Source organism: Pseudochelatococcus sp., from assembly GCF_050946405.1.
GTDB lineage: Bacteria > Pseudomonadota > Alphaproteobacteria > Rhizobiales > Beijerinckiaceae > Pseudochelatococcus.
The window spans coordinates 1-24,127 of record NZ_JBMNUS010000018.1; the positions used below are offsets into that span (position 1 = coordinate 1).

Sequence of the window (24,127 nt, forward strand, 5' to 3'; positions counted from 1 at the left end):
TCAAGACGCGCGCCGGGCAGGCCGTCCATGCCAACTTCGCCACCGAATACGCGGTGACGGACAAGCTGCGCGTCGGGCTCAACGGCTACTGGCTCCAGCAGACCACCAACACCCGCGTGAACGGCTATAGCCAGCCGGGCAGCAAGGAGCGCGTCTGGGCGCTCGGCCCCGGCGCGCTCTACGCGGTCGACAAGAACAACTTCCTGTTCGTCAACGGCTACCACGAGTTCGCCGCCCGCAACCGGCCGGAGGGACAGCGCTACGTGCTGCGATACGTCCATCATTTCGAGTAGCGTCCGTTCCGACGCCACTCTCCAGCGCCTCCCGACCCTCATGCCCGCAGGCATGGGGGTCGTCGTTTTCCCGCCTATAGCGGGCGATTTGCAGCGAAGGGCGTGCCGGTGTCACCGGCGCGCCCTTCGCTGCGCCTTCATGAACGGCCGGCGCCGGCGTTCGGCGCGTCTTCGCGGGCGAGCTTGCGCAAAACCGCGCGCTGCAACTTGCCGGATTGGGTCTTGGGCAGTTCGGCCACGAATTCGACGGCGCGCGGATATTTGTAAGGGGCAAGATCCCGCTTGACGTGATCCTGCAACGCCTTGCGCAGCACTTCATCGCCGACGACGCCTTCGCGAAGCACGACATAAGCCTTGACGACATTGCCGCGTTCGGAATCGGGCGCGGCGACGACGCCGCATTCCAGCACGGCCTCGTGCGCCAGCAGGCTCGCCTCGACCTCCGGCCCGCCGATGTTGTAGCCGGCGGAAACGATCATGTCGTCGCTGCGGGCCTGATACCAGAAGTAGCCGTCCGCGTCGCGGATATAGGTGTCTCCGGTGATGTTCCAGCCATGCCGCACGTAGACGGTCTGGCGGGGATCGTCGAGATAGCGGCAACCGATGGGACCGCGCACGGCGAGATGCCCGGGCGTGCCGTCCGGCACCGGGCTGCCCGTGTCGTCGATCACCTGCGCCTCGTAGTTCGGCACGGGCTTGCCGGTGGCGCCGGGGCGGATCGCCTCCTCGGGCGCGGCGATGAAGATGTGCAGCAGCTCGGTGGCGCCGATGCCGTCGAGCAGCGTGAGGCCGGTCGCCTCCTTCCAGGCATTGAAGGTCGGCAGCGGCAGCGCCTCCCCGGCCGACACGCATTTGCGCAGCGACGACAGGTCGTATTCCCCGATCCGGGAGAGGATCGCGCGATAGGCCGTCGGCGCGGTGAAGCAGATGGTCGGCCTGTACTCGCCGATGGCGCGGGCGAGATCGTCCGGCGCCGTCTTCGCGGGCAGCACCGTGGATGCGCCGACGCGGAACGGAAACAGCACCAGCCCGCCGAGGCCGAAGGTGAACGCCAGCGGCGGCGAGCCGATGAAACTGTCGTCAGGTTCCGCGCGCAGGATTTCCTTCGCGTAGCAATCGCAGATGATCAGCAGGTCGCGGTGATAATGGATGGTCGCCTTCGGCAGGCCCGTGGTGCCGGAGGTGAACCCCAGCAGGCACGGGTCGTTCGAAAGCGTGTCGACGGCCTCGAAGACGTCCGGCGCGCCTTCGGCGAGCTGCCCGAGTTCCCCGCCGAGATCGCCCGACCATGCGACCACCCGCTTGAGGAAGGCGTTGCCTTCCGCCGCCGCGGCCAGTTCGCCGAGCAGCGTTTCGTCGGTGAAGGCCAGCGTGATCTCGGCCTTGTCGATGATCTGCACAAGCTCCTTCGCCCGGAGCAGCGGCATGGTGGCGACGACGATGCCGCCCGCCTTGATCACCGCCAGGTAGAGCGCCACCATGGTCGGCGTGTTGGCCGAGCGCAACAGCACCCGGTTTCCCGGCACGAGGCCCAATCCGTCGACGAGCAGATTGGCGAGGCGGTTGACGATGCGCGCGAGGTCATCATAGGTCCAGTGCACACCGGGCGCCCGAACGGCGAGCCGCCCGCCCCGGCCCTCGCGGACATGCCGGTCGACGAATTCATCGGCGGCGTTCAGGCGTTCGGGATAGTTCAACCTGTCGAGATTGACGAATTCCGGCAGCAGATGCGGCGGCGGCAACCCGTCGATGACGAAGGTGTCGACATGGGAAGTCTTGCGAGAGATCTTGCGGGAAGCCCGGTGGGAAGACAGATGCTCGCCCGGCGCCGCATCATCGTGGGACATGTCTCACTCCTTATGAGTATTCGAATCCGTCCGTCTTTCCGGGCATCGCGTCATGCCGCAGCATGGCCGTTCCGTTCCGCCTGCCGCCTCGATCGCCCGGAACATATTTTAATGTTAAAGCAATTGAACGCGGGTCGCCCGGTATCCCTCCGGCCCGCGATCAAACCTGCAGGAACCGCTCCTTGACCTCCGGCGTCCGGCGCAGTTCCTCGCTCGTTCCCGTCCAGACGATGCGGCCCTTTTCGATCACGACATGACGGTCGGCAAAGCGCGTCAGTGCCTCCACGTTCTTGTCGATGACGAGAATCGCTTCGCCTGCGTCGCGGATGGCCCTGAGGCAGGCCCAGATTTCCTCGCGTATCAACGGCGCGAGCCCTTCCGTCGCCTCATCGAGCACGACGAGGCGCGGATTGGTCATCAGCGCGCGGCCGATGGCGAGCATCTGCTGTTCGCCGCCGGAGAGCTGGTTGCCCATGTTGCGCCGCCGCTCCTTCAGCCGCGGAAAAAGCGCGTAGACCTTCTCCAGCGTCCAGCGGGAAGCGCCTGCCGCACTCTTGCCCCCCGCGCCGCCGCGGGCGGTGGCGACCAGGTTTTCCTCCACGCTCAGCGTCGGGAACACCTGCCGGCCTTCCGGCACCAGCCCCAGGCCGCGCCGCGCGATCTGGAACGGGGGCTTGCCGGCGACATCCTCGCCATCGATCAGGATGCGCCCGGCCTTGGGCGGCAGCAGGCCGAAGATCGACTTCACCGTCGTCGTCTTGCCCATGCCGTTGCGGCCGAGCAGCGTCACGACTTCGCCTGCGCCCACGGTGAATGCGACACCGAAGAGGATGCGCGAGGCGCCGTAAGCGTTTTCCAGTCCCTCGATCCGCAACATGGCTCAAGCCCTCCTGCCGGTGGTTGCGGCGTCGGCCTCGTCCCCGAGATAGGCGGCGCGCACTTCCGGGTGCGCCCGCACCTCCGAGGGAACGCCCGAGGCGATCACCTTGCCGTAGACCAGCACGCTGATGCGGTCCGCGAGCGAGAAGACGGCGTCCATATCGTGTTCGATGAGCACCAGCGTGTGCGTGCGCTTCAGCGTGCGCATCAGGTCGACCAACCTGGCGGATTCCTCGTGGCTCGTGCCCGCGAGCGGCTCGTCGAGCAGCAGCATCCGCGCGCGGGTGGCGAGCGCGACGGCGATCTCTAGCTGGCGCTTCTCGCCGTGGGAGAGGCTGCCCGCGCGCCGCGTCGCCCGGTCGTCGAGGCCGAGGCGGGCGAGAATCGACATGGCCTCGTCGTTGAGCCCGCGCTCGCGCGCGACGGGTGCAAGAAACCGGAAGCTCGATCCCGACCGCGCCTGCACCGCCATGGCCACGTTCTCCAGGACGGTGAAGCCGTCGAGCAGCGTCGTGATCTGGAACGAGCGCGCCAACCCCCGCCGCACCCGCTGCTGCATGGAGAGGTGCGTGATGTCCTCTCCGGCGAAGACCACCCGGCCGCCATTGCTCGGCAGCCGGCCGGACAACTGGTGGATGAGCGTCGTCTTGCCGGCGCCGTTGGGGCCGATGACGACGTGCAGTTCCTTTTCGGGAATGTCGAGGCTGACGTCGTCGGTGACGATGAGCGCACCGTACCGCTTCGACAGGTTGCGGACGGACAGCAGGGGTCCGGCGGCGGCCTCAGCCATGACGCGATCCTCCGAACAGGCGCTTCACGAGGCCGCCGACGCCGTCCTTGCTGGCAAGGACGGTCAGCAGCAGGATAAGGCCGAAGCCGAGCTTCCAGTGATGCGAGAAGGCCGCGAGCCATTCTTCCAGCAGGATGAAGACGGCGGCGCCGGCGATCGGCCCGGCGAGCGTGCCCATGCCGCCGAGCACCACCATGACGATCAGCTCGCCCGAGCGCTGCCAGCTCATGTAGGCGGGCGACACGAACTCCACCTGGTTGGCGAGCAGCACGCCGGCGAGCGCCGCGAGCGCGCCCGCGATGACATAGGCCGTGAGCTGATAGGGAAAGGGCGAGAACCCGATCGCCTGCATGCGGACGGCGCTGTCGCGGGTGCCGCGCAGCACCCGCCCGAAGCGCGAGGCGATCAGGGTCCGCGCAAGCAGGAATGTCGCGACCAGCACCGCGAGCACGACATAGAACATCGTCCGGTTATCGGCGAGCACCGCATGTCCCAGCACGGTCGAGCGGGCGGGAAGCGTGTAGCCGTCATCGCCGCCGAAGGCCGACAGGGAGATCGTCAGGAAATAGACCATCTGCCCGAAGGCGAGCGTGATCATGATGAAATAGACGCCACGCGTGCGCAGGCCGATCGCCCCCGTCACCAGGGCGAACAGCCCGGCGACGACCACCGCGACGGCGCTCTGGACCAGAAGGTCGTTGACGCCGTAGGCGTTGAGAATCGCCACGGCGTAAGCGCCGATGCCGATGTATGCCGCGTGACCGAAGGAGACGAGCGCGCCGTAGCCGAGAATGAGGTCGAGCGACAGCGCGGCGATGGCGAAGATCATGACGCGCATGGCGACCACCAGCAGGAAGGCGTCGCCCGTGACGGCAGCCAGCAGCGGCAGCAGCGCCAGAGCCGCGAACATGACGAGCGCCGCGAAACCGGCCGAGCGGAACGATACCCGGCTTTCCGCCAGATGGGCGGGGGCGATGTTGGCCGGCGACATGTTCATCGCGCCGCCCCCCGTACCGGGAACAGGCCCGTCGGGCGGAAGAACAGCACCGCCGCCATCAGGATGTAGATCAGCATCGGCGCGAGCGTGCGCCCGGCCTGCGAGGCCGCTGCGGGGTCGAGGACCGTACGCAGCCAGATGGGCCCGAACACCCGCCCGACAGTATCCACCACGCCGACCAGAATGGCGGCGATGAACGCGCCGCGCACGGAGCCGACGCCGCCGACGACGATGACCACGAAGGTGAGGATCAGCACGGAATCGCCCATGCCCGGCTCCACCGACAGGATCGGCGCCACCAGCGCCCCCGCGAGTCCGGCGAGCATCGCGCCCAGCCCGAAGACGACCGCGAACAGGCGGCGGATGTCGACGCCGAGCGCCGAGACCATCGGCGCATTCGACGCCCCCGCCCTGAGCAGCATGCCGACGCGGGTGAAGTTGACCAGGACGTAGAGCCCCGCCGCCGTCGCAAGCCCCGCGGCGATGATGACGGCGCGATAGACCGGGTAACGCACGTTGCCGAACAATTGCACCGAACCGGAAAGCGCTTCCGGTATCGGCACGCTGAGCGGGGCCGTTCCCCAGATCACCTTGACGCCCTCGTTGAGGATCAGGATGAGGCCGAAGGTCGCCAGCACCTGGTCGAGATGGTCGCGCTCGTAGAGGTGGCGGAACACCAGGAACTCCAGCAGGATGCCGAACAGGAGGGCGGCGGGCAGCGCCAAAGCCAGGCCGAGCGCGAAGGAATCCGTCAGCGCCACGAAAGTCGCGGCGAAATAGGCGCCCACCATGTAGAGCACACCATGCGACAGGTTGATCAGGTCCATGATGCCGAAGATCAGCGTCAGCCCGGCCGCGACCAGGAACAGCATGATGCCGAACTGCACGCCGTTGAGTGTCTGGATCAGAAAAAGCGTGAACATTGCAGGATCATCAACCCTTCATCGTTACCCGCAGAGGGGCACGCGAATGCCGGAGGGAAAGTCGCGACCGGAAAGAATCGAATGCTTTCCGGCCGCAGGTGGCCGGGTGGCAACTAGATCTTGCACTGCGAGACGTAATTATCCTGATAGTTCTCGAATATCCTTTCGGCGATCTCGGTCGCGTACTTTCCATCCTGACGCTTGACCACTTTTACCAGGTAGAAATCCTGGATGGGAAAATGGTTGGGGCCGAATTTGAAGTTGCCGCGCAGCGACTGGAAGTCTGCGTTCTTCAATGCGTCACGCAGCTTATCCTTGTCCCCGATCTTGCCGTCGACCGCCCGCACCGCCGCGTCGATGGCGAGCGCCGCGTCGTAGGCCTGGATGGCATAGGTCGCGGGCACGTTGCCGTACTTCGCCTCGTAAGCCTGCACGAAGTCGCGCGACTGCGGATTGTCGAAATTCTGCGCCCAGTTCGCGCCGCCGAAGAAGCCGAGTGCCGCGTCCTTCTGGGCGGGCAAGGTGCTTTCGTCCACGGTGAAGGCGGAAAGGAACGGGATATTGTCCAGGCCCGCCTGCCGGTATTGCCTGACGAGGTTGACGCCCATGCCGCCGGGCATGAAGGCGAAGACGGCGTCGGGCTGGTCGGTGGCGATCTGTGCGAGTTCGGCGGAGAAATCGAGCTGGCCGAGCGGCGTATAGACCTCGTTCGTCACCTCGCCCGTGTAGGAGTGCCTGAAACCGGCCAGCGCGTCCTTGCCCGCCTGATAGTTCGGCGCGAGCAGGAACAGGCGCTTGTAGCCCTGGTTCTGGGCATACTTGCCGAGCACTTCGTGAATCTGGTCGTTCTGGTACGAGGTCACGAACAGGTTGGCGTTGCACTCCGGCCCCGCCAGATTGGAAGTGCCCGCATTGGTGCTGATCAGGAAGGCGCCGGCGCCGGTGACGGGCCTGACGATCGCATTGAGGACGTTGGAGAAAATCGGACCGATGACGAAATCGACCTTTTCCCGCTCCACCAGCTCGCGTACCTTGTTCACCGCGACGTCCGGTTTCTGCTCGTCGTCCACCACGATGATCTCGGTCTCAAGGCCGCCGAACTTCCCTCCGAGCTTCTCCGCAGCCAGCAGGAAGCCGTCGCGCGACTGCTCGCCCAGCACGGCGGCGGGGCCGCTCAGCGTATAGATCAGGCCGATCTTGAGCTTGCCGTCAGCAGCCTGCGCAGCCGGAAGGGCGATGAAAGACGATATCGTATAGGAAAGACAGATCAGCCCCGCGGCTGCAACCCGGTTCGACAGCATGAATGTTCCCCTGTTCAAACAGTGGCCTCCGTTCAACACGAAATCGCCGCGCCGCCGGAAGTCCATTGGTTCTCTGGACCGTTCTTAGGTATTCAGCCTCGAATATGTCCCGTTTAGATTGAAACGGGACATACTCCAGATCCCTCAGTTTTGAGCGCGCGGCCGCAAGCAAAGCTCCCCCGCGGTCTGCGCGCCGATGCGACGGGGCGTCTTTGCACCCCTCAATTTATTTTACACATAAACCATTTTGCTGCAACAGAGCATTTTCCAACCTGCCCGCTATCCGCGAGGCTCCCGCAAGCGAGGCCGTCCCGGTCACCGGCGGGAGAGCGTCTCCGACGGCAGTTCGCCGAACATGCGGCGGTAGACACGGGCGAAGGCGCTGCCGTTGTAGAAGCCCCATTGCGCCGCAACGTTCCCGACCGAACAGCTTTCCGGTGGCGCGCTGCGCAGGGCGTCGCGGACGCACTGCATGCGCAGCCGCTTCAGGTAAGTCATCGGCCCGACCCCGAACCGTTCGGTGAACCCGTATTGCAGAGTCCGGGCGGAGACGCCCGCGACACGGATCAAATCGACCAGGGTGATGTCGTCCGCCCGGTGGGCATCGATATAATCCACCGCCCGCCCGACATAGGTCCGCCGCTTGCCGCCGGGCGCATCGGCCGCGGGGAGCCGCGCGTCGCCGTCGCGTGTGAACTGCGCCAGCAGCGACAACAGCAGGCTCTCCTCCAGCGACCGGGCCGTGACGCCGCGGCTGAAGGCCGAAGCCGGATCGACGCTTTCCTGGCAGATGGCGCCGAGCGCGTTGGCGAAGCTGCGTCCGGCGCCTTCGCTCAGCCGCATCAACGGCCTCGCCGGCACCCTGTCGAGTTCCAGACCGGGGAAAGCCGCACGGGCAAGCGCCGCGGCCTTTTCGGGAGAGACGGACAGGACCAGTGCGACGCAGTCGTCGCTCCAGCTCGTGTCGAGGCGCTCCTTTGGCGTGTAGATCAGCGCAAATCCCGGCACGGCGATGGTTTCGCAGGCGCCGATCAGCCGCCCGCTCAGCGGCACCATGACCTGATAGATACCGATCGGGGCCGACGTGACGTGGACCGCGGACCTGTGCTGCACGCCGAAGAGATGGCCGACATTCAGGCCGACATGGCTGACGCGGATATTCGGCGAGCAGCGGCTGGCGCGCGGCGCTATGCGGCGCGGCGCGGCAAGATCGCCCACCATTTTCTCCACCACGCACAAATCGCCGCCGCGCAGCTTGGTGGCCGCGCCCATCGGAAAACCATCGACACCGGGAATGACGGACGACATCCGGCGGCCCTCTCCCCCTCGGAAGCCAGCATCCAGACCATTTCCACGTTTCGTTGAAACGCAGAAATGATCTAACTCTTTGATTTGGAGCGAATTCATATCGATCAGGTGATTCCGTCCGATCGGAAAGCGCTCTGTTGCTTGCCGTATTGTTGGCATTGTCGCAGGCAAAGGTCCATCGCCTTCGTCTCCTGCGCCCTCAGCCGCCGGGCTTGCGCCACACCCCGCGTTCCTGCAGGAGCGCGACCTGACGGTCGATGATCTCCTTCTTGTATTCCTCGTGCTTGAACGGCTCGCGGTCGAGGTACAGATTCTTCGGATAGATTTCCTGTTCGTAGATGATCCGGGCGAGTTCCGACCGCACGTCCTTCAGCCAGTTGGAGACCTGCGCCGTGGCGCGGTGATGGCGCAACTGCTCGATGTTGATGACACCCGCGACATAGGTCGATCCGCCGCCGTATTCCTGCTTGCCGACGATGGCGCCGCGATGGTCGATGATGAAGGAGCGCCCCCCGAACGTGTCGATCGGCGTCGTCGAGTCCGGGAAGAGATAGTAGGTGCCCATGTTCGGCGACAGCACGTACATGTTGTTCTCCAGCGCGCGGGCGCGGGACGATATCTCGAAGAAGTCGTTGCCTGTGCCCGGATGCGGGAAGGAGGCGCGGTAGGCGACCTCGCAGCCGTTCAGCGCCAGGCCGCGTCCGTTTTCGGGATAGGACGCCTCATTGGCCATCATCACCCCGAGGCGTCCGATCTCGGTATCGACCACCGGCCAGAAGGCCTGAAGCGTGCGGCCGTATTTCTCGATCCACCAGTCGAAGATATCGTGCGGCGTGACACTGTGCTCGACCGGATACAGGGTCGCCAGCTTGTAGTGCTGGAGGATGACCTCGCCCCTGGGGTCGAGCACGAAGCCCACGTTGAAGAAGCGGTCCTTCCAGTCCGGGTGCCGGGCCTTGGCCTGCGCCATGATGAAGACATCGTATTCGCGGGCGATCCTGCCCAGCGCCTCGGTTTCCGGCCCCGGAACATCGATGGCGCAAGTATTGGCGAAGTCCACATGGTCGAGATCGAGCACCTCGTCGTTGAAGCCCTGGAGCCCGCCTTCGGGAACGACCAGCAGGCGCACGGGAATGTCGAGGCTCGAAAGCCAGGCGGCGGCCTTGGTCAGATGCCCCAGATGCTCGATGTTCTTCAGGATGTCCTCGCGCCTGCGGATGCCCCAGACGGTGGGAATCAGGCCAACGCAATTGTACGGCTCGACCATGGTGTCGCTCCTCGGTTCCGACGATGGAAAAAGCGGGAGATCAGGTCAGCGGGAATGCGCGGACATTCCCTGCCGCGGCTGCGCGGAGTGCTTCATGCCTGCTCCCCTCCGAACTCTTCTTTTCGGCGCATCCGTGGCGCCGTTGGATGGATGATAGCAATGACGGAATCGGACCGTTAACGATTACGCGCAACGAATGCCGTGTTTGCGCAAAACGGCCTTCCTTTTTGTGCGAGGGCGCGCCGAGGCGATTTGCCGGCCATTATTCCGCACTATGCGCACAGCCGCCGCGCTGCGCGCATAGTCCCGCATGAAACAGTTTCTATCATCTCTGCGAACAAACATCATAACAGAGAGGAAGAAATGGCGAAAATTTCCATCGTCGGCGCAGGACAAGCCGGATTGCAGCTCGGCGTCGGATTGCTCGAGCGCGGCTTTGAGGTGGTGATCACCTCCAATCAGACAGGGGAGCAGATCCGCAACGGGCGTGTGACGTCCAGCCAGTGCATGTTCGACCGCGCGCTCCAGAACGAGCGCGACCTCGGCCTCAATTTCTGGGAGGGCGAGGTGCCGGTCGAGGGCATTCAGTTCGCGGTGCCGGTGCCGGGTGGCGGAAACGCCCTCAAATGGTCCGCCCGGCTCGACAGGCCGGCGCAATCCATCGACCAGCGTCTCAAAATGCCTCGCTGGATGGACGCCTTCATCGCGGCGGGCGGGGAACTGCGCATCGCCGACGTCGGCATTCCCGAGCTGGAGGATCTCCACAAGGAAAGCGACCTCGTGATCGTCGCTTCCGGCAAGGGCGAGATCGGCAGGCTGTTCCAGCGGGACGAAACCCGCTCGCGCTTCGACAAGCCGCAGCGATCGCTCGCGCTGACCTATGTGCACGGCATGCGGGCCCGCGAGAAACATACGGCCGTCAACTTCAACGCCGTTCCCGGCATCGGGGAATACTTCGTCTTTCCCGCGCTCACCCTGAGCGGACCGTGCGAGATCATGGTCTTCGAGGGCATCATCGGCGGCCCGATGGACAGATGGGCTGAGGTGAAGGGCCCGGAGGAGCATTTCGCGGAGAGCCTGCGCATTCTCAGGGAATACGTGCCGGACGAATACGAGCGCAGCAAGGACTGCGTGCTGACGGACGACCTCGGCGTGCTCGCCGGCCGCTTCCCGCCCACCATCCGCAAGCCGATCCTGACCCTGCCCTCGGGCGGCCTCGCGCTCGGCATGGGGGATTCCGTGTGCCTCAACGACCCGGTCACGGGGCAGGGATCGAACAACGCCAGCCACGCCGCGGCCGCCTACCTCGCCGCGATCCTCGACCATGGCGACCGGCCGTTCGATGCGGCCTTCATGCAGGACGCCTTCGAGCGCTACTGGGACTATGCCCGCTTCGTGGTGGAATGGACGAACGGCATCCTGCTGCCGCCGACGGAGAATCAGCAGAAAGTGCTCGCCGCCGCCCAGCACGATCCCCGCGTCGCGCACTGGTTCGCGAACGGTTTCAACGATCCGCGCACCTTCTTCCCCGTCATCGCCGATCCGCAGGCCGCCGATGCGTTCCTGGGGGTGGCTGCATGAGCGACGCAGTTCCAACCGTCGATCCGGTGCAACTGCGCCGGGCTCTCGGCCGGTTCGCGACGGGAGTGCTCGTCGTGACCACCCGCTGGGGAGACCGCGTTCACGGCATGACGGCGAATTCATTCACCTCCGTGTCGCTCACGCCGCCGCTCGTGCTGATCTGCGTCGACCGGCGCGCCGCGATGCGGCAGGCGCTACAGGAGTCGGGCCATTACGGCCTTTCCGTCCTCAGCCGCGAGCAACAGCATCTGTCGCGCCACTTCTCGGCGCGCAACGGCCCGGAACGGGAGGTCGCCTTCGAGGATCTCGGCGGTGTGCCGGTGATCGCCGGGGCGTTGGCCCAGTTCTCCTGCCGGATCACGCTGCCGCTCGACGCCGGAGACCATCTGATCTTCGTCGGAGAAGTGACGGCGCACCACCACAACGAAGGCGACCCCCTGCTCTACTTCGGGGGCGGATACAGCTACCTGCAACAACCACAACCGGAGAGAGCATGACCATGACGGACTTCAACGGGAAAGTCGCCATCGTCACCGGCGGCGCGGCCAGCATCGGGCTGGACATCACCACGGCATTGGCCGATGCCGGCATTACCGTAGTCGTCGGCGCGCGCAGCAGGGATGCGGGCGAGGCCGTCGTCCGGGAACTCGGCGACAAGGTGCGCTACGTCGAGACGGACATCCGCAAGGACGAGGACCTCGATGCGCTGGTGGCCGCAGCCGGCGCGCTCGGCCGGCTGGACTTCGTCGTCAACAACGCGGCCGTCTACGACGACGACGGCGCCGCGAGCAGCCGCGCATCGTGGCTCAACACGCTCGACACGAACGTCGTCTCCAGCGCCCTGCTCAGCGAAAAAGCCCGGCCGCATCTGGCGAAAACCAGGGGCGCCATCGTCAACATCTCATCGATCAGCGCCTATGCGGCGCAATCGGGCCGCTGGACCTATCCGGTTTCCAAGGCCGCGATCCTGCACCTGACCCATTCCCAGGCGCTCGATTACGCGAAGGACGGCATCCGCGCCAACACCCTGATCGCGGGCTGGATATGGAGCGACCCCATCGCGGGCCTTTCGGGCAACGACCAGGAGAAGGCGGATCGCGTCGGCGGGCGGTACCACCTGCTCGGACGCGTCGGACGGGGCGCCGAAGTGGCGGCGGGCGTGCTGTTCCTGCTGTCGGACCGGGCGAGCTTCACCACCGGTTCCGAACTCAAGGTCGACGGCGGCTATACGGCCCTCGGCCCGGAAGGCGCCGGCCAGGCCATCGCGGAGCTGACCGGCGGCAGCGGCAGCGTGCGTTAGCTGATTTTGAGCGATTTCTGATCGATCGAATGATTCCGTCCGATCGGAAGGCGCTGACGGCGATCGAGCCGCGTCAACGCCGCCGCAATGTCTGCGACGGCGTTTCGCCGAACATCTGCCGGTATTGCGTGGCGAAGCGGCCGAGCTGGTAGAAGCCCCATTGGGTGGCGATGGAGGTAACCGTGTCGGCATCCCGCGGATTGAGCAATTGTTCGCGCACCATGCGCATGCGGATCGTGCGGACATAGGCAAGCGGCGAGATGCCGCGGAACCGGCGAAAGCCTTCGAACAGCGCGCGGCTGCTCACGCCGCTCACGGCCACGAGGTCGTCGATGGTGAGCGGCTTGTCGGCATTGGCCTCGACATAGGCTTCGACGTTGCGCACATGGCGCGGCGCGATCGCCGCGCAGCGGGCGGACAGACGGTCGCTGTAATTGTTGGGCTGGTGCTCCAGCAAGCTCACGAGCAACAGGGATTCGTGCAGACTGGCGGCAAAGGACCGGCACGCATGCGGCGACGCATCGAGATCCTCGATCAACAGGCCGACAGCGCGCCACCAGCGCGCCATCCCGCCGTTGAGCGGCGTGGCGAGATCGAAGGCGAGGCGCTTCACCGGGGCGCCTCCCAGCATGGCGGAGAGCTGGTTCTCCAGCGCCCGCCGGTCGATGCGCACCATGATCTTGTCGCAATCCGCCGACCAGCTCATGCGCGTCGGGGCGTCGGGATTGAGCACCGTGCCGCACCGGTCCGTCGCCGCGGCATGCTGCTCGCCGTGACGGACATCGGCGGTGCCGGCATAAGGCAGCATCAGGAGATAGAAATCCCCGAGCCGGCCGGGGACCACTTCCACATCCGCGCCGTAACTCATCGCGCCGACGCTCACGGATCCGAGGCGCGCCATGTTCTGCCAGGCACCGAGCCGGCGCGCACCTCCGAGAAGGTCGAGACGATGATCGCAATAAACCTCAGCAACCTGCTCCCGGGCTTCATCCACGGCTGTGGTGGCGAAGCGTGCATAGCGGGCAAGAGGGCGTTCCGGAGCCATGGGCGGCTGCCTCCCTATTGTGTCCCGAAGTGAAAGATGTTCCCGTCATATTGTTTAAGTTTAAACTTATAATGCGGATCGGCGGCTGACAAGCGGTTTGCCAAACCCCTTATCCATCGCCCTCTTTCGATGACTCCCTGCCCATCGCTCCTCCCGGCGCAGACAGATATTTTGATTATAAAATATCTTTCCTTGCCCCGTTTTCCAGATATGCTTTCAGTTGCAGCGGGTCTGCAAATGAAAGACAAGACCCTGAAAAATAAACGAAATTCCAGAAAAATCAAAGAGGTGGAACATGAGCACGCAGCAATCTCTGGCCGATCTCGCGGCCGCCCTCGCCGCAGGCACGATCGAGATCGTAGACCTCACGGCTCCGCTCGGCCCGGACACGCCGGTCCTGCACCTGCCGCCGGATTTCGCGCGGAACACGCCGAAGGTCGCGATCCACAGGATCTCCGCCTACGATCAGGACGGCCCCTGGTGGGCGTGGAACTGGCTGGAACTCGGTGAACACACCGGCACCCATTTCGACGCGCCGTCACACTGGGTGTCCGGCAAGGACCTGCCGGACAACACGATCGACACCATCCCGGTGCGGCATTTCGTGGCGCCCGCCATCGTGATCGACCGCTCGAAGGAAGTCGCCGCCGACCCCGATTTCCTGCTGACGGCGGACGACATCAGGAACTGGGAGGCGGAACACGGCCCCATCCCGAGAGGCGTATGGGTGCTGCTGCGCTCGGACTGGTATCCGCGCAATACGAGCACCGAGGCGTTCCTCAACACGGACGCGGACGGCCCGCACACGCCGGGCCCCAGTGTCGACGCCGTGCGATATCTCGTGGAGAGGGGCGCGCTCGGCTTCGGCAACGAGTGCGTCGGCACCGATGCGGGCAACGCGGTCACGTTCGATCCGCCCTTCCCCGCCCACAACCTGCTGCTCGGCGCGGGCGCCTACGGCCTCGCGAGCCTCGTCAACCTCGACAGGCTGCCCGCGACCGGCGCCCTGCTGGTGGTGGCCCCGCTGAAGATCGTCGGCGGCACCGGCAGCCCGGTGCGCGCCATCGCGCTCGTGCCGCGCGGTTGAGAAACGGACGGGGATGAAAGAGATGGCTGATGCGGATTACATCATCGTGGGGAGCGGCATCAACGCCCTCGTCGCCGCCGCCCTGCTGGGCAGGAAAGGCAACAAGGTGCTGGTGCTGGAACGCGAGGCGACCGCCGGGGGCTGCCTGCGCACCGAGGCCGTGACGGCGCCCGGCTTTATCCACGACGTGATGGCGACCACTTTCGTGCTGTTCACCACCTCGCCGGCATATGCCGCGCTCGGGGCCGATCTCGCCCGCCACGGGCTGGAATTCCGCAACACGCCGAACCCCACGGCGGTGCTGCTGCCCGACGGCCGCCATCTCGCGCTGTCCACGGACAGGGCGAAGAACGTCGCCGCCTTCAACGCCGCCGCTTCAGCCGACGGAGAAGCCTTCCGGCGGGAAATGGAGCGCTTCGCAGCCGATGCCGGCTTCGTCTTCGGCCTGCTCGGCGGGCGGCTGTGGTCGCTCGATATGCTGAAGGTCGTCACACGGGAAGCGTGGAAGCGCGGCCTGCGCGGCCTCGCCGCCTTCTTCGGCGAGGCGCTCGTCCCGGCCAGGCCCTATCTGGAGGCGCGCTACGAATCCGACCTCGTGCAAGCGCTTTTCGCGCCCTGGGTGCTGCATTGCGGGCTCAATCCCGAGAACGCCTATTCGGGCGAGATGGTCAAGGTCATCGGCTTCGCGCTGGAAGCCGCCGGCGCGCCCGTCGTCAAGGGCGGGGCCGTCAACGCCGTGCGGGCGTTCGCAGGGCTGATCGCAGAGCAGGGCGGCACCGTGCGCACCCGCGCGGAAGTCGCCTCGGTCATGGTGGACGACGCCGGCACCGCGCGGGGTGTGCGCCTTGCGGACGGCGAGACGCTCACCGCCGCGAAGGGCGTCATCTGCTCGGTGGCACCCTCCCGGCTCTACGGCAAGTTGCTCGCCGGCCGGCCCCTTCCGCCGGAGGTCGCGGAAGGCGTCGCCCGCTACCGCTACGGCAAGGGCGACATGCAGATCCACTATGCCCTGCGGGAAAAACCGCGATGGAGGACATCCGGCCTCGACGACGTGGCGCTGATCCACCTGACGCCCGGCCTCGACGGCGTGTCCCGCGCCGCCAACGAGGCGGAACGCGGCCTGCTCCCCGCCGTGCCGACCGTCTGCGTCGGCCAGCCCACGGCGCTCGATCCGGGCCGCGCGCCGGCGGGACAGGCCATCCTCTGGCTGCAATTGCCCGAGGCCCCGCGCCATATCAAGGGCGACGCCGCCGGCGAGATCGTGACGGAGAGCGACGGCCGCTGGACCGAGGCGATCCGCGAGCGGTTCGCCGATCGTGTCGAAGCCATCCTGCGCCGCCACATCGAGAACTTCGACGACGCCGTCATCGCCCGCAAGAGCTACTCACCTGCCGATCTCGAAGCGCTCAACGTCAATCTCGTCGGCGGCGACCCCTACGGCGGCCAGTGCGGCCTCGACCAGTTCTTCATCTGGCGGCCGTTCACGCGCTCGGTCAATCATGCGACCCACGTGCGCGGGCTCTACCATATCGGCGCCGCCACCCATCCGGGGCCGGGCCTCGGCGGCGGCTCCGGGTTCCTGCTCGGCAGCACCCTTCGCTGAAGGCGGCATGGCCGGTTACGGTGCGGCGGCCGGTCTCGCCCGGAACCCGCCCTTCAGCGCCCGCAGGTCGAAGGCGGAACCGTCCTCGGCCGCGCGCGCGGCGTTCTCCCTGATGACGCCGCGCGCGAGTTTCCGGGTCGCGGCGAGCGGCAGGCTATCGACGAAGGCGACGTAGCCCGGCAGCTTGTGATAGGCCAGCGTTCGCGCGGCCTGTGCGAGGATGGCCTCCGCGAGCCCGCCGTCCCGTTCCCCCGCTCCCGATGCGACGACGAAAGCGAACACCTCTTCCCCCCGCAACGGATCGGCAACGGGCGCGACGGCGCTGGCCTCGACGCCGGGCAGGCGGTTCAGCGCGGCCTCGACCTCCAGCACGGCGATGTTCTCGCCGCTGCGGCGGACGATGCTCTTCTTGCGGTCGAAGAAATACAGCAATCCCTTGTCATCGCCATACACGACGTCGCCGGTGTGGAACCAGCCGCCCGCCCATGCCTCCTCGGTCGCCTGCGGATCGTCCAGATAACCGCTGAAAAAGCCCCGGCGGGGATCGTCGCCGCGGGCGCGCACCAGCAGTTCCCCCGGCTCGCCGGGCCGGACATCGGCGCCGGCGTCGTCGGCAAGGCGATAGTCCATGGCGGGGACCGGCCGGCCGATGCAGCGCGGACCGAAGGCGCCGCCCTCTCCCGCCGTCGAAGTGACCGCCGCGCCGCCCGTTTCCGTCATCGCCCATGCCTCGACGACGGGAATGCCGGTGCGCGCCTCGAAGGCCGCCCGGTGGTTCGCGTCGACCCCCGGCGCCAGTGCGAACTTCACCCGGTGGCGGCGCTCAAGGGGCGACGCGGGCAGCTCCAGCAGGATGGCGGGAATGACGCCGAGGCAATGCACCACCGTCGCGCCGCTGTCCGCGACGCTCGCCCACCAGCGGCCGGCGGAAAAGCGATCGAGCGGCACCACCGCGCCGCCGATACGCATCATGCCGACCGCGCTACAGCCGAGCGCGTTCATGTGGAACATGGGCAGCGGCGTCAGCACCACTTCCTCGCCCGGAGTCAGGGAGGCGACGCCGCCCTGCGTCACGTACCATTCGGACAACTGCATGAAATAGCGGTTGGAGAGGATGCAGCCTTTCGGCCGCCCCGTGCTGCCGGAGGTGAAGAGCAGCGCGCATTCGTCGTCTTCCGCCGGGGGACGCTCATCCCGCACGTCGATCCGCGCGGGGGGAATGACGTCGCCGGCCTCGATCAGCCGCGCCTCTCCCGGATCGACGCCGCGCACCCCTTCCATGCGCTCATGCGCGGCAACGACGAGTTGCGCCCGCGACAGCGCAAGCTGGAACGCCATCTCGTCCGCCCGCAGATCCGGATTGAGCGGCACGATCGACGCGCCGAGCGCGTTGAGCGCCAGCCAATGCGCGAAGAACGCCGGCCGGTTGTCGAGCAGCAGCGCGACGCGCGTTCCGCGCCCGTAACCCGCCGCCCGGTAGCGCGCCCGCAGGGCGTCGATGTCCGCGGCGAGCGCCCCGTAACCGATGCGAAAACCTTCGGGCGCATCGCTCAACCCCGCGCTCGCGGGCGCGATCAGGAACGGCGTGTCGGGCGCATGCGATGCGGATGCGGCGAAAGCCGCGAATGGAGACACGATCGACATCATGGATTCCCCCTCTCCTCCGGTTGCCGGATGCTTTGGTTCTCATGACGATAGAGGCTATTCCAAAAATTTTAAATATATAATATCTTGCGCTGACACCAACGAGAGGAACGGACGCCGAAGTCCGGGAGGGACGATTGAGCAATCCGAACAGCAACCCCGCGCCCCATCCCGCGTCATGGACCGGAGCGGCGCTCGCGGACGAATTCCCGGCCGGGGAACGCACCCTGCCGGTCCTTCTGGCCCGCCGGGCGGCGGCGCTCGGCGAGCGGCCGTTCGTCACTTTCGCGGATACGACGCTGAGCTTCGCGGCAGTCGAGCGACTGGCGGCGACAGCCGCGCGCACGCTCGTCGAGGCCGGCATCGCCAAGGGCGACCGGGTGGCGATCATGGCCGCCAACCGGATCGAGTTCCTGGAAGTATTTCTCGGCTGCGCCTGGATCGGCGCCATCGCGGTGCCGATCAACACGGCGTCAAGGGGCGTGCAGCTCGCGCATATCCTGACGAACTCCGGCGCGAAGCTCATCGTCATCGAGCACGGCCTGCTTCCCTCCCTGCAATCCGCCATCGAGGCGGGCGGGCCGGCGCCCGGCCTGATCCGGACGCTCGACGGCGCGCGGGACGCCGCCGGCAAGGACCCGGCCCCGCCGCCCATGCCGGCGGCCGGCGAGCGCGCGGAGGCGGCCGCGCTGCGGCCCGGCGACACCATCGCCATTCTCTACACTTCCGGCACCACGGGGCCGTCGAAGGGCGTCTGCTGCCCGCATGCGCAGATGTTCTGGTGGGGCGTCAACACCGGCAAGGCGTTCGCGCTGACGGCGGACGACGTGCTGTTCACCACCCTGCCGCTGTTCCACACCAACGCGCTCAACACGTTCTTCCAGGCGCTGCTGCACGGGTGCCGGTTCGTCGTCCTGCCGAAGTTCTCGGCCTCGGGCTTCTGGCACAGCGCGCGGGAGCACGGCGCCACTGTCACCTACCTGCTCGGGGCGATGGCGGCCATCCTGCTCTCGCGCCCGCCCGCGGCCGACGACCGCGACCATGCCATCCGCGCGGCGCTCGGCGGCGGCGTTCCCGGCCGGTTTCACGGCCCGTTCCTGGAGCGGTTCGGCGTGCCGCTGCTCGACGCCTATGGCTCCACCGAGACCAATTTCGTCTTCGGCAGCCCGATTCCGTCGGACCATCCCGGCACCATGGGCTATCTCGTCGACGGCATGGAGGCCCGCGTCGTAGACGAGGACGACGCGCCCCTGCCCGACGGCGAGGCGGGCGAACTGATCCTGCGCGCGCACGAGCCGTTCGCCTTCGCCACCGGCTATTTCGCCATGCCCGACAAGACGGTCGAGGCGTGGCGCAACCTGTGGTTCCACACGGGCGACAGGGTGGTGCGGGAAAAGGACGGCCATTACCGCTTCATCGACCGCACCAAGGACGCCATCCGCCGGCGGGGCGAGAACATCTCGTCCTGGGAGGTGGAACAGACGCTGCTCGCCCATCCGGCCGTCGAGGCATGCGCGGCCTATCCGCTGCCTTCGGAACTCGGCGAGGACGAGGTGGCCGTCGCCGTCGTTCTCGTGACGCCGGGCGCGCTGTTGCCGCTCGATATCGTCAGGCATTGCGAGGGCAAGCTGCCCTATTTCGCCGTGCCGCGCTTCGTGCGGATCGTGAGTTCGATGCCGCTCACGGAAAACGGCAAGATCCGCAAGTTCGCGCTGCGCGACGAGGGGCGCGTTGCCGACCTCTGGGACCGGGAGGAAGCGGGCTACCGGATCCGCCGCTGAAGAAGCCCGTCCGCCGCCGCGGCGCGTGCCGATGATGATTGTGCATGCTCGAGAATGCTGCCATATCGGTGTGGCTGAAGCGTTTTCGAGCGTGGGCGATACCGTTTCGCGCGAGGAGGCGCGTCAATCCGATGAACGCGGGCGCCTTGGCGTTTCCTTGAAACGCCGGGCCGTTCCCGCGGCTGAACGTCACTGGAAGCGGGCATCGATGCAGGATCGGTTTGCGGGAACAGTTCTTCGTGCAGAGGAGGATGGCGCGGCCTTGCCCACTATCGGCGAAATCGGCCTGAATCAGTTCGCACCCTATCTGATGAACCGCGTGATGGCGCGCTGGAACGCCAACCTGTCGGACGAGCTGAAGGCGCTCGGCATCACGACGGTGAAGATGCGGGTGCTCGCCATCCTCTCCGTCACGCCGTCGCTGACGATCAACGAACTGTCGGCGTTCGCCGTCACCGAGCAGTCGAGCATGAGCCGCACGCTCGAATCCATGGAAGTCCAGGGCTATATCCGCCGCACCCCCCGCCCGGAGGACATGCGCATCCGCGACATCACCATCACGCCGGAGGGACGCGCCGCGTTCGAACGGCTGTGGCCGAACATGTACAGGATGTTCCGGCAGATGTTCGACGGCATCGACGAGGCCGAATACCGTCACTTCGTCGCCATCCTGCATCGCATCCTGCAGAATACGCGGAACCTGGGCGGCTGAAGCGCCGCCCCCGGTTACGGGATTTCCCCGGCCGGCGGCCGCAGCAGGCCGTTCGCCCTGAGCGCGTCGACGAAGGCGGCCATCCGCCGCCGGCGGTAGGCTTCCACGTCGACGCCCGCATAATCGAAGAAACCCGTGCCGGATTTCAGGCCGATCCGGCCTGCCTCCATGTTCGCGCGCACGATGTCGGGCGGGGCGAACCTTTCATCGTCCAACGCATGCGCCAGGTAGTTGCTTGCACGATAAAGGATGTCTCCGCCGCCCCAGTCGATGAATTCGAGCAGCCCGAGCACCGCGAAGCGCAGGCCGAAGCCATAGGCGACGGCCTTGTCGACATCCTCCGCGCTCGCCACGCCCTCCTCGACGAGGCGCGCCGCCTCGTTCATGGCGAGGGCCTGAATGCGCGGCACGATATAGCCGGGCGAGGCCTTGCAGACCACCGGCACCTTGCCGAGGCGCTCCAGAAACGCACGCAAACGCCCGAGGACGGCCGCATCCGTTTCCGCGCAGGGGCTGAGTTCGACGAGCGGCATCAGGAACGCCGGATTGAGCCAGTGCGCGTTGAGGAAAAAGCGCGGCCGTCGCGTGAGCTGCGCCAGATCGGTCGACAGCATGGTCGAGGTCGTGGAAGCGAGGATGGCGTCGGGCGCCGCATGGGCATCGAACAGGGCGAAGGCGGCGGCCTTCGCCTCCCGCACCTCCGGCACGCACTCGAATACGATCGCGGCCCCGGCAAGCGCCTCGGCCGCCCGGTCGAGCGGCCAGACGCTGACGCGGCCGAGGATCGCCGGAATGGCCTCGCGGTCGAAGACGCCGAGATCGGCAAGGGCGACGAGCCCCTGTCGGATTTCCGCCCCGGCCTCGCCGGCGAGCCCGTCGAAGGCGTCGCCGTCACGCGGCCGCGCGTCGAGCAGGCGGACCTCATGGCCGCCGTAGGCCACGCTCTGGGCGATGCCGCGCCCCATGCGTCCGGCCCCTATGCAAGTGACAATTTCCCTGCTGACGATTTCCCCGCCGACGATTTCCTTGCCGACGATTTCCGTGTCGACGATTTCCCCGCTCATGACAGCCCCTCGCGCAGGATCTGCCGCAGTTGCGCCCTGTCGAGTCCGTCGAGGCCGAGGTTCTCGAACGTGCGGCCACCCTTGCGGAAATCCGTTTCCGCGACGGTGGAGGCGATGGCGAGCAGGCCGGCCGCGACCGGCGTCGGCACGCCCGCCCAGGCCCCCACGGAGACGAGGAAGGAAAGGCCGAGGCCGACATCCTCCTGCATGTAGCGGTGCGTCTTCAGATCGAGCGACTCGTGCCAGTCACCCGAATCGACCAGCTTGTCATGCGCGAGGTTGCCGTACATCCAGTTGCTGGTCTCGTAATGATCCGAGAGCGGGAAGTGCGGCACGCCGTAGCCCAGCGCCTCGCGCACCGCGATGCGTTCGTTGTCGAGCGCCGTGTGCGTGCGGCGGATGGCCGGCTGGGTGCCCTCGTTGTGGATGTCCCAACGGTCGAAATGCTCGATGGGGCCGGCGTTCATCAGGATGAGCGGCGGGTGGATGATCGGCCCGGCGTTCATGAGCGCGCCCGCAAGCGCATCCTGTGCCGGCTCGATGGCGCCGGGGAAAGCCTGGCCGATGACGGCGAGCGCGTGTTCCGTCAGGCGCGCCGGCAGCACGCCCGTCGGCAGGCGCGAGGCGCGGGTGGTGATGCGCACCGCGAGCGGCCCCTGCTTGCGCGCCAGCCACGGCAGCGTACCGGTTTCCGCGATGGCGACATCGGCCTTCGAACCGCGCTCGCGGATGCGCTTCAGCATGATGTACGAGCCGAAGGTGCCCGGCGGCAGGTAGATCACCTGCCCGTCGACGAGATGCGGCGCGAGCGCCTCCGCGATGTCCTCCTGCGCGAAAGCGGGCGTGGGCGCCAGAATGAGCGCGGCGCCGTCGAGCGCGGCGGCAAGATCGTCGGTCGGCGCAACCGCGACCTCGCGGCTGCCGGCGTGATCCGTGACGGTGATGCCGCCCGCTCTCAGGATATCCTCGAAAAGCGCGCGGTCGCGGCGCCACCAGCGCACGTCGTGCCCCGCTTCCACCAGGTCCGCGACGGCCGCATACGAGCCGTTGCCCCCGCCGATAACGACGACTTTCATGGTAATCCCCTCTTCCGGTTTTGTTTTTGGTATTTCGTCGCGTGCAGCGAACGCAAGCGCGCTCAAAGGGTCGCGACCGTCTTCAAGGCGCCGTCGAGCGCGACGCCTTCTTCATCGAGCAGCGCCGCCTGCCGCAGGCGGCGCATCCACGCCGCGCCGTCCTCCCGGCCGGTGAGGGCCGGCAGCGCCGACAGCGCCCTGTCGAACTTCGAATAACCGCGCGCGTGGGTATCCGAATAGCCCTTGATCAGCCGGCGGCAGTTGAGGATTTCGACGGCGAGATCGTAGTTCACGGCGATCGTGTCCACCGCCCTGGCGAGCCATGCCTCGCGATGCGCCTCCTCGCGCGCGTGGCGCAGCGTCTTGCGTCGGATCGACCGCAGGGCGGAAACGCCGTAGAGTGCCGCGAACCAGAACAGCGTGCCGGTGCGCACGCGCCGCCCCCGGTTCACCAGCCGGTCGAGACGGGCGAAGAGCGCGGGCCGGTTCTCGATCCATTCGCCCCACGCCTTCGGCAGCGTGCCGCAGATTTCCTCCATGCGCGGGTGCATGTATTCGGTGGTGTAGACGATCTGGTCCGCCTTCGCGCCGACCTCCTTGCGCACGCGCGCGAAGCGCGAGGCGCGCACCTTGAGGTCCGCCACGCGGATAACGTCGTCGTAAGCCATGGCGACGGCGACATATTTCGCCGCCTGCACGGTGAAGGCGTGATCGCGCGCCGCTCCGCCGTGCGCCCGGTCCCGCGCATGGAGCGCCGCGATGCGGTCGAGATATTCACCCGCATAGGCGGGGTCCTGGAAGTCGGTCAGCTTCTTCGCGCCGGCGTAGAGCAAGGGCCATGCCTCGGCCGGGAAGTCCTGCCGGATGCGCCGCACCAGCGCGTCGAGCCGGGGATGGCCGGACGCCTCCGGCAGCGGATCGAACCGCTTGGGCGGCGTCGCCGTCAGCTTGTCCTTCGGCCGCTCGCGCGTGCGCTCGTATGCGGCGTTGAACGCCTTCAGGCTCGGCTCCACGCCCTTGCCGCCGGAACGGATCGTGGCCTCGAATGCCTCCTTCGGAAACGGCAGCACGCCGGAGGCCGCCACCGCGCCGAACAGCGCCGCCGAAACCACGCTGCCGTTCTTGACGGCGAGCGTCTCCATGTCGAAGGCGATGGTGCGCCTCGCGGCGAAATCGGTCGCGGCCGCGACCACGGTCGGATCGCCGATGCCGTCGCCGGGCTTTTCCTTCTCGATCACCGCGAAGGAACGATGGGTGGAGGCGATCAGGATGGTGCGGTCGGGCGTCACCAGTCCGCGCAGCACGGAGCGCCCGGCCTCCATCAGCTCGGCGGCGATGACGACATCGACGTCGCCGGGAGTGGGCATGAGCGACAGCACGGGCTCGTGGCCCTCGCGCGCGGGGATGGCCTCGATGTAGTAGATGGTCGCGCCGGTGCGCTGGGCGACGCCGGGCACGGAGGTCGACTGCGCGACCCAGCCGTTCTCCTCGGCGACCGCCACGATCCAGTCGGCGAGCACGCCGCCCCCCTGCCCGCCCATCGCCAGCACGGCGATGGCGAGCGGCTTGTCGCCGGCAAGATCGGGGGCTTTCACGCGCCGGTCCGCCGTCGTCACGATATCGGTCATG

General features: G+C 66.9%; 21 protein-coding genes. 8 read left to right on the plus strand and 13 right to left on the minus strand.

All coding sequences use genetic code 11. The features are described 5' to 3' along the window. Positions 1-293: transporter (locus tag ACOYJQ_RS18170; protein ID WP_433460456.1), on the plus strand; the 293-nt coding region annotated here is incomplete at its 5' end. Positions 294-430: 137 nt separating this feature from the next. On the opposite strand, the gene ACOYJQ_RS18175 is transcribed toward ACOYJQ_RS18170, so the two are convergent. The 8 genes from ACOYJQ_RS18175 to ACOYJQ_RS18210 form a co-directional block, all read right to left on the minus strand. Further along, positions 431-2,140, minus strand: a complete 1,710-nt coding sequence (locus tag ACOYJQ_RS18175) for an AMP-binding protein (RefSeq protein ID WP_433460458.1) — start codon at positions 2,138-2,140, stop codon at positions 431-433. A 160-nt stretch (positions 2,141-2,300) separates the two neighbouring features. Then, entirely contained in the window at positions 2,301-3,017 is a 717-nt protein-coding gene (locus ACOYJQ_RS18180; RefSeq protein ID WP_433460459.1) for an ABC transporter ATP-binding protein, read from the minus strand. Positions 3,018-3,020: 3 nt separating this feature from the next. Further along, complete coding sequence (locus tag ACOYJQ_RS18185) at positions 3,021-3,809, minus strand: ABC transporter ATP-binding protein (RefSeq protein WP_433460460.1); 789 nt, start codon at positions 3,807-3,809, stop codon at positions 3,021-3,023. After that, positions 3,802-4,800 (minus strand): branched-chain amino acid ABC transporter permease, encoded by a 999-nt coding sequence (locus ACOYJQ_RS18190; protein WP_433460494.1) that lies wholly within the window; start codon positions 4,798-4,800, stop codon positions 3,802-3,804. Before ACOYJQ_RS18190 ends, ACOYJQ_RS18185 begins: the two co-directional genes overlap by 8 nt. Positions 4,801-4,802: 2 nt before the next feature. Further along, positions 4,803-5,729: a branched-chain amino acid ABC transporter permease gene (locus tag ACOYJQ_RS18195; RefSeq protein WP_433460462.1), complete on the minus strand. Its 927-nt coding sequence runs from the start codon at positions 5,727-5,729 to the stop codon at positions 4,803-4,805. Positions 5,730-5,842: 113 nt separating this feature from the next. Next, positions 5,843-7,030 (minus strand): ABC transporter substrate-binding protein, encoded by a 1,188-nt coding sequence (locus ACOYJQ_RS18200; RefSeq protein WP_433460464.1) that lies wholly within the window; start codon positions 7,028-7,030, stop codon positions 5,843-5,845. 315 nt (positions 7,031-7,345) lie between these two features. Further along, on the minus strand, positions 7,346-8,338 hold the full coding sequence (locus tag ACOYJQ_RS18205; RefSeq protein ID WP_433460465.1) for a helix-turn-helix domain-containing protein: 993 nt from the start codon (positions 8,336-8,338) through the stop codon (positions 7,346-7,348). A gap of 199 nt (positions 8,339-8,537) precedes the next feature. Continuing rightward, on the minus strand, positions 8,538-9,605 hold the full coding sequence (locus ACOYJQ_RS18210) for a nitrilase-related carbon-nitrogen hydrolase (protein ID WP_433460466.1): 1,068 nt from the start codon (positions 9,603-9,605) through the stop codon (positions 8,538-8,540). A gap of 363 nt (positions 9,606-9,968) precedes the next feature. Between ACOYJQ_RS18210 and ACOYJQ_RS18215 the strand changes: the two genes are divergently transcribed. Genes ACOYJQ_RS18215 through ACOYJQ_RS18225 form a run of 3 tightly spaced genes read left to right on the plus strand, consistent with a single transcriptional unit; the run spans position 9,969 to position 12,486 of the window. Further along, positions 9,969-11,186, plus strand: coding sequence for a styrene monooxygenase/indole monooxygenase family protein (locus ACOYJQ_RS18215; RefSeq protein ID WP_433460468.1), 1,218 nt, complete (start codon positions 9,969-9,971; stop codon positions 11,184-11,186). Beyond that, positions 11,183-11,683: a flavin reductase family protein gene (locus tag ACOYJQ_RS18220; protein WP_433460470.1), complete on the plus strand. Its 501-nt coding sequence runs from the start codon at positions 11,183-11,185 to the stop codon at positions 11,681-11,683. The genes ACOYJQ_RS18215 and ACOYJQ_RS18220 overlap by 4 nt, the downstream gene beginning before the upstream one ends. Continuing rightward, entirely contained in the window at positions 11,680-12,486 is an 807-nt protein-coding gene (locus ACOYJQ_RS18225; protein WP_433460471.1) for an SDR family oxidoreductase, read from the plus strand. Before ACOYJQ_RS18220 ends, ACOYJQ_RS18225 begins: the two co-directional genes overlap by 4 nt. A 73-nt stretch (positions 12,487-12,559) precedes the next feature. Here ACOYJQ_RS18225 and ACOYJQ_RS18230 read toward each other — a convergent pair whose 3' ends face one another. Next, positions 12,560-13,531 carry an AraC family transcriptional regulator gene (locus tag ACOYJQ_RS18230; RefSeq protein WP_433460472.1) on the minus strand — a complete coding sequence of 324 codons (972 nt, stop codon included), beginning with the start codon at positions 13,529-13,531 and terminating at the stop codon, positions 12,560-12,562. Positions 13,532-13,826: 295 nt separating this feature from the next. Here ACOYJQ_RS18230 and ACOYJQ_RS18235 point away from each other — a divergent pair, with 295 nt between their 5' ends. After that, the gene (locus tag ACOYJQ_RS18235) at positions 13,827-14,618 is read left to right on the plus strand and encodes a cyclase family protein (RefSeq protein WP_433460473.1); all 792 of its coding nucleotides are present in this window, start codon (positions 13,827-13,829) and stop codon (positions 14,616-14,618) included. 22 nt (positions 14,619-14,640) lie between these two features. Next, complete coding sequence (locus ACOYJQ_RS18240) at positions 14,641-16,221, plus strand: phytoene desaturase family protein (RefSeq protein WP_433460474.1); 1,581 nt, start codon at positions 14,641-14,643, stop codon at positions 16,219-16,221. A gap of 15 nt (positions 16,222-16,236) precedes the next feature. On the opposite strand, the gene ACOYJQ_RS18245 is transcribed toward ACOYJQ_RS18240, so the two are convergent. After that, the gene (locus tag ACOYJQ_RS18245; protein WP_433460475.1) at positions 16,237-17,868 is read right to left on the minus strand and encodes an AMP-binding protein; all 1,632 of its coding nucleotides are present in this window, start codon (positions 17,866-17,868) and stop codon (positions 16,237-16,239) included. A 134-nt stretch (positions 17,869-18,002) separates the two neighbouring features. Here ACOYJQ_RS18245 and ACOYJQ_RS18250 point away from each other — a divergent pair, with 134 nt between their 5' ends. Together ACOYJQ_RS18250 and ACOYJQ_RS18255 are read left to right on the plus strand one after the other, a co-directional pair. Continuing rightward, on the plus strand, positions 18,003-19,646 hold the full coding sequence (locus ACOYJQ_RS18250; RefSeq protein ID WP_433460477.1) for an ATP-dependent acyl-CoA ligase: 1,644 nt from the start codon (positions 18,003-18,005) through the stop codon (positions 19,644-19,646). A 208-nt stretch (positions 19,647-19,854) separates the two neighbouring features. After that, positions 19,855-20,358, plus strand: coding sequence for a MarR family winged helix-turn-helix transcriptional regulator (locus ACOYJQ_RS18255; protein ID WP_433460496.1), 504 nt, complete (start codon positions 19,855-19,857; stop codon positions 20,356-20,358). A 14-nt stretch (positions 20,359-20,372) separates the two neighbouring features. Here the strand turns inward: ACOYJQ_RS18255 and ACOYJQ_RS18260 are convergent, their stop codons facing one another. The 3 genes from ACOYJQ_RS18260 to ACOYJQ_RS18270 all read right to left on the minus strand — a co-directional run bounded on the left by ACOYJQ_RS18260 (position 20,373) and on the right by ACOYJQ_RS18270 (position 24,126). Then, complete coding sequence (locus tag ACOYJQ_RS18260) at positions 20,373-21,365, minus strand: 3-hydroxybutyryl-CoA dehydrogenase (protein WP_433460497.1); 993 nt, start codon at positions 21,363-21,365, stop codon at positions 20,373-20,375. A 53-nt stretch (positions 21,366-21,418) separates the two neighbouring features. Further along, entirely contained in the window at positions 21,419-22,498 is a 1,080-nt protein-coding gene (locus tag ACOYJQ_RS18265; RefSeq protein WP_433460479.1) for an NAD/NADP octopine/nopaline dehydrogenase family protein, read from the minus strand. 62 nt (positions 22,499-22,560) lie between these two features. After that, a complete protein-coding gene (locus ACOYJQ_RS18270; RefSeq protein WP_433460481.1) occupies positions 22,561-24,126 on the minus strand; it encodes an indolepyruvate oxidoreductase subunit beta family protein in 1,566 nt (521 codons plus the stop codon). Between the last annotated feature and the right edge of the window lies 1 nt (position 24,127).

Coding starts and splice junctions, on each gene's coding strand:
- ACOYJQ_RS18175 (WP_433460458.1), bottom strand. CDS start 2,140: ATGTCCCACGATGATGCGGCGCCGGGCGAGCATCTGTCTTCCCACCGG.
- ACOYJQ_RS18210 (WP_433460466.1), bottom strand. CDS start 9,605: ATGGTCGAGCCGTACAATTGCGTTGGCCTGATTCCCACCGTCTGGGGC.
- ACOYJQ_RS18240 (WP_433460474.1), top strand. CDS start 14,641: ATGGCTGATGCGGATTACATCATCGTGGGGAGCGGCATCAACGCCCTC.
- ACOYJQ_RS18225 (WP_433460471.1), top strand. CDS start 11,680: ATGACCATGACGGACTTCAACGGGAAAGTCGCCATCGTCACCGGCGGC.
- ACOYJQ_RS18230 (WP_433460472.1), bottom strand. CDS start 13,531: ATGGCTCCGGAACGCCCTCTTGCCCGCTATGCACGCTTCGCCACCACA.
- ACOYJQ_RS18265 (WP_433460479.1), bottom strand. CDS start 22,498: ATGAAAGTCGTCGTTATCGGCGGGGGCAACGGCTCGTATGCGGCCGTC.
- ACOYJQ_RS18180 (WP_433460459.1), bottom strand. CDS start 3,017: ATGTTGCGGATCGAGGGACTGGAAAACGCTTACGGCGCCTCGCGCATC.
- ACOYJQ_RS18190 (WP_433460494.1), bottom strand. CDS start 4,800: ATGTCGCCGGCCAACATCGCCCCCGCCCATCTGGCGGAAAGCCGGGTA.
- ACOYJQ_RS18205 (WP_433460465.1), bottom strand. CDS start 8,338: ATGTCGTCCGTCATTCCCGGTGTCGATGGTTTTCCGATGGGCGCGGCC.
- ACOYJQ_RS18220 (WP_433460470.1), top strand. CDS start 11,183: ATGAGCGACGCAGTTCCAACCGTCGATCCGGTGCAACTGCGCCGGGCT.
- ACOYJQ_RS18195 (WP_433460462.1), bottom strand. CDS start 5,729: ATGTTCACGCTTTTTCTGATCCAGACACTCAACGGCGTGCAGTTCGGC.
- ACOYJQ_RS18270 (WP_433460481.1), bottom strand. CDS start 24,126: ATGACCGATATCGTGACGACGGCGGACCGGCGCGTGAAAGCCCCCGAT.
- ACOYJQ_RS18235 (WP_433460473.1), top strand. CDS start 13,827: ATGAGCACGCAGCAATCTCTGGCCGATCTCGCGGCCGCCCTCGCCGCA.
- ACOYJQ_RS18200 (WP_433460464.1), bottom strand. CDS start 7,030: ATGCTGTCGAACCGGGTTGCAGCCGCGGGGCTGATCTGTCTTTCCTAT.
- ACOYJQ_RS18185 (WP_433460460.1), bottom strand. CDS start 3,809: ATGGCTGAGGCCGCCGCCGGACCCCTGCTGTCCGTCCGCAACCTGTCG.
- ACOYJQ_RS18215 (WP_433460468.1), top strand. CDS start 9,969: ATGGCGAAAATTTCCATCGTCGGCGCAGGACAAGCCGGATTGCAGCTC.
- ACOYJQ_RS18245 (WP_433460475.1), bottom strand. CDS start 17,868: ATGATGTCGATCGTGTCTCCATTCGCGGCTTTCGCCGCATCCGCATCG.
- ACOYJQ_RS18255 (WP_433460496.1), top strand. CDS start 19,855: ATGCAGGATCGGTTTGCGGGAACAGTTCTTCGTGCAGAGGAGGATGGC.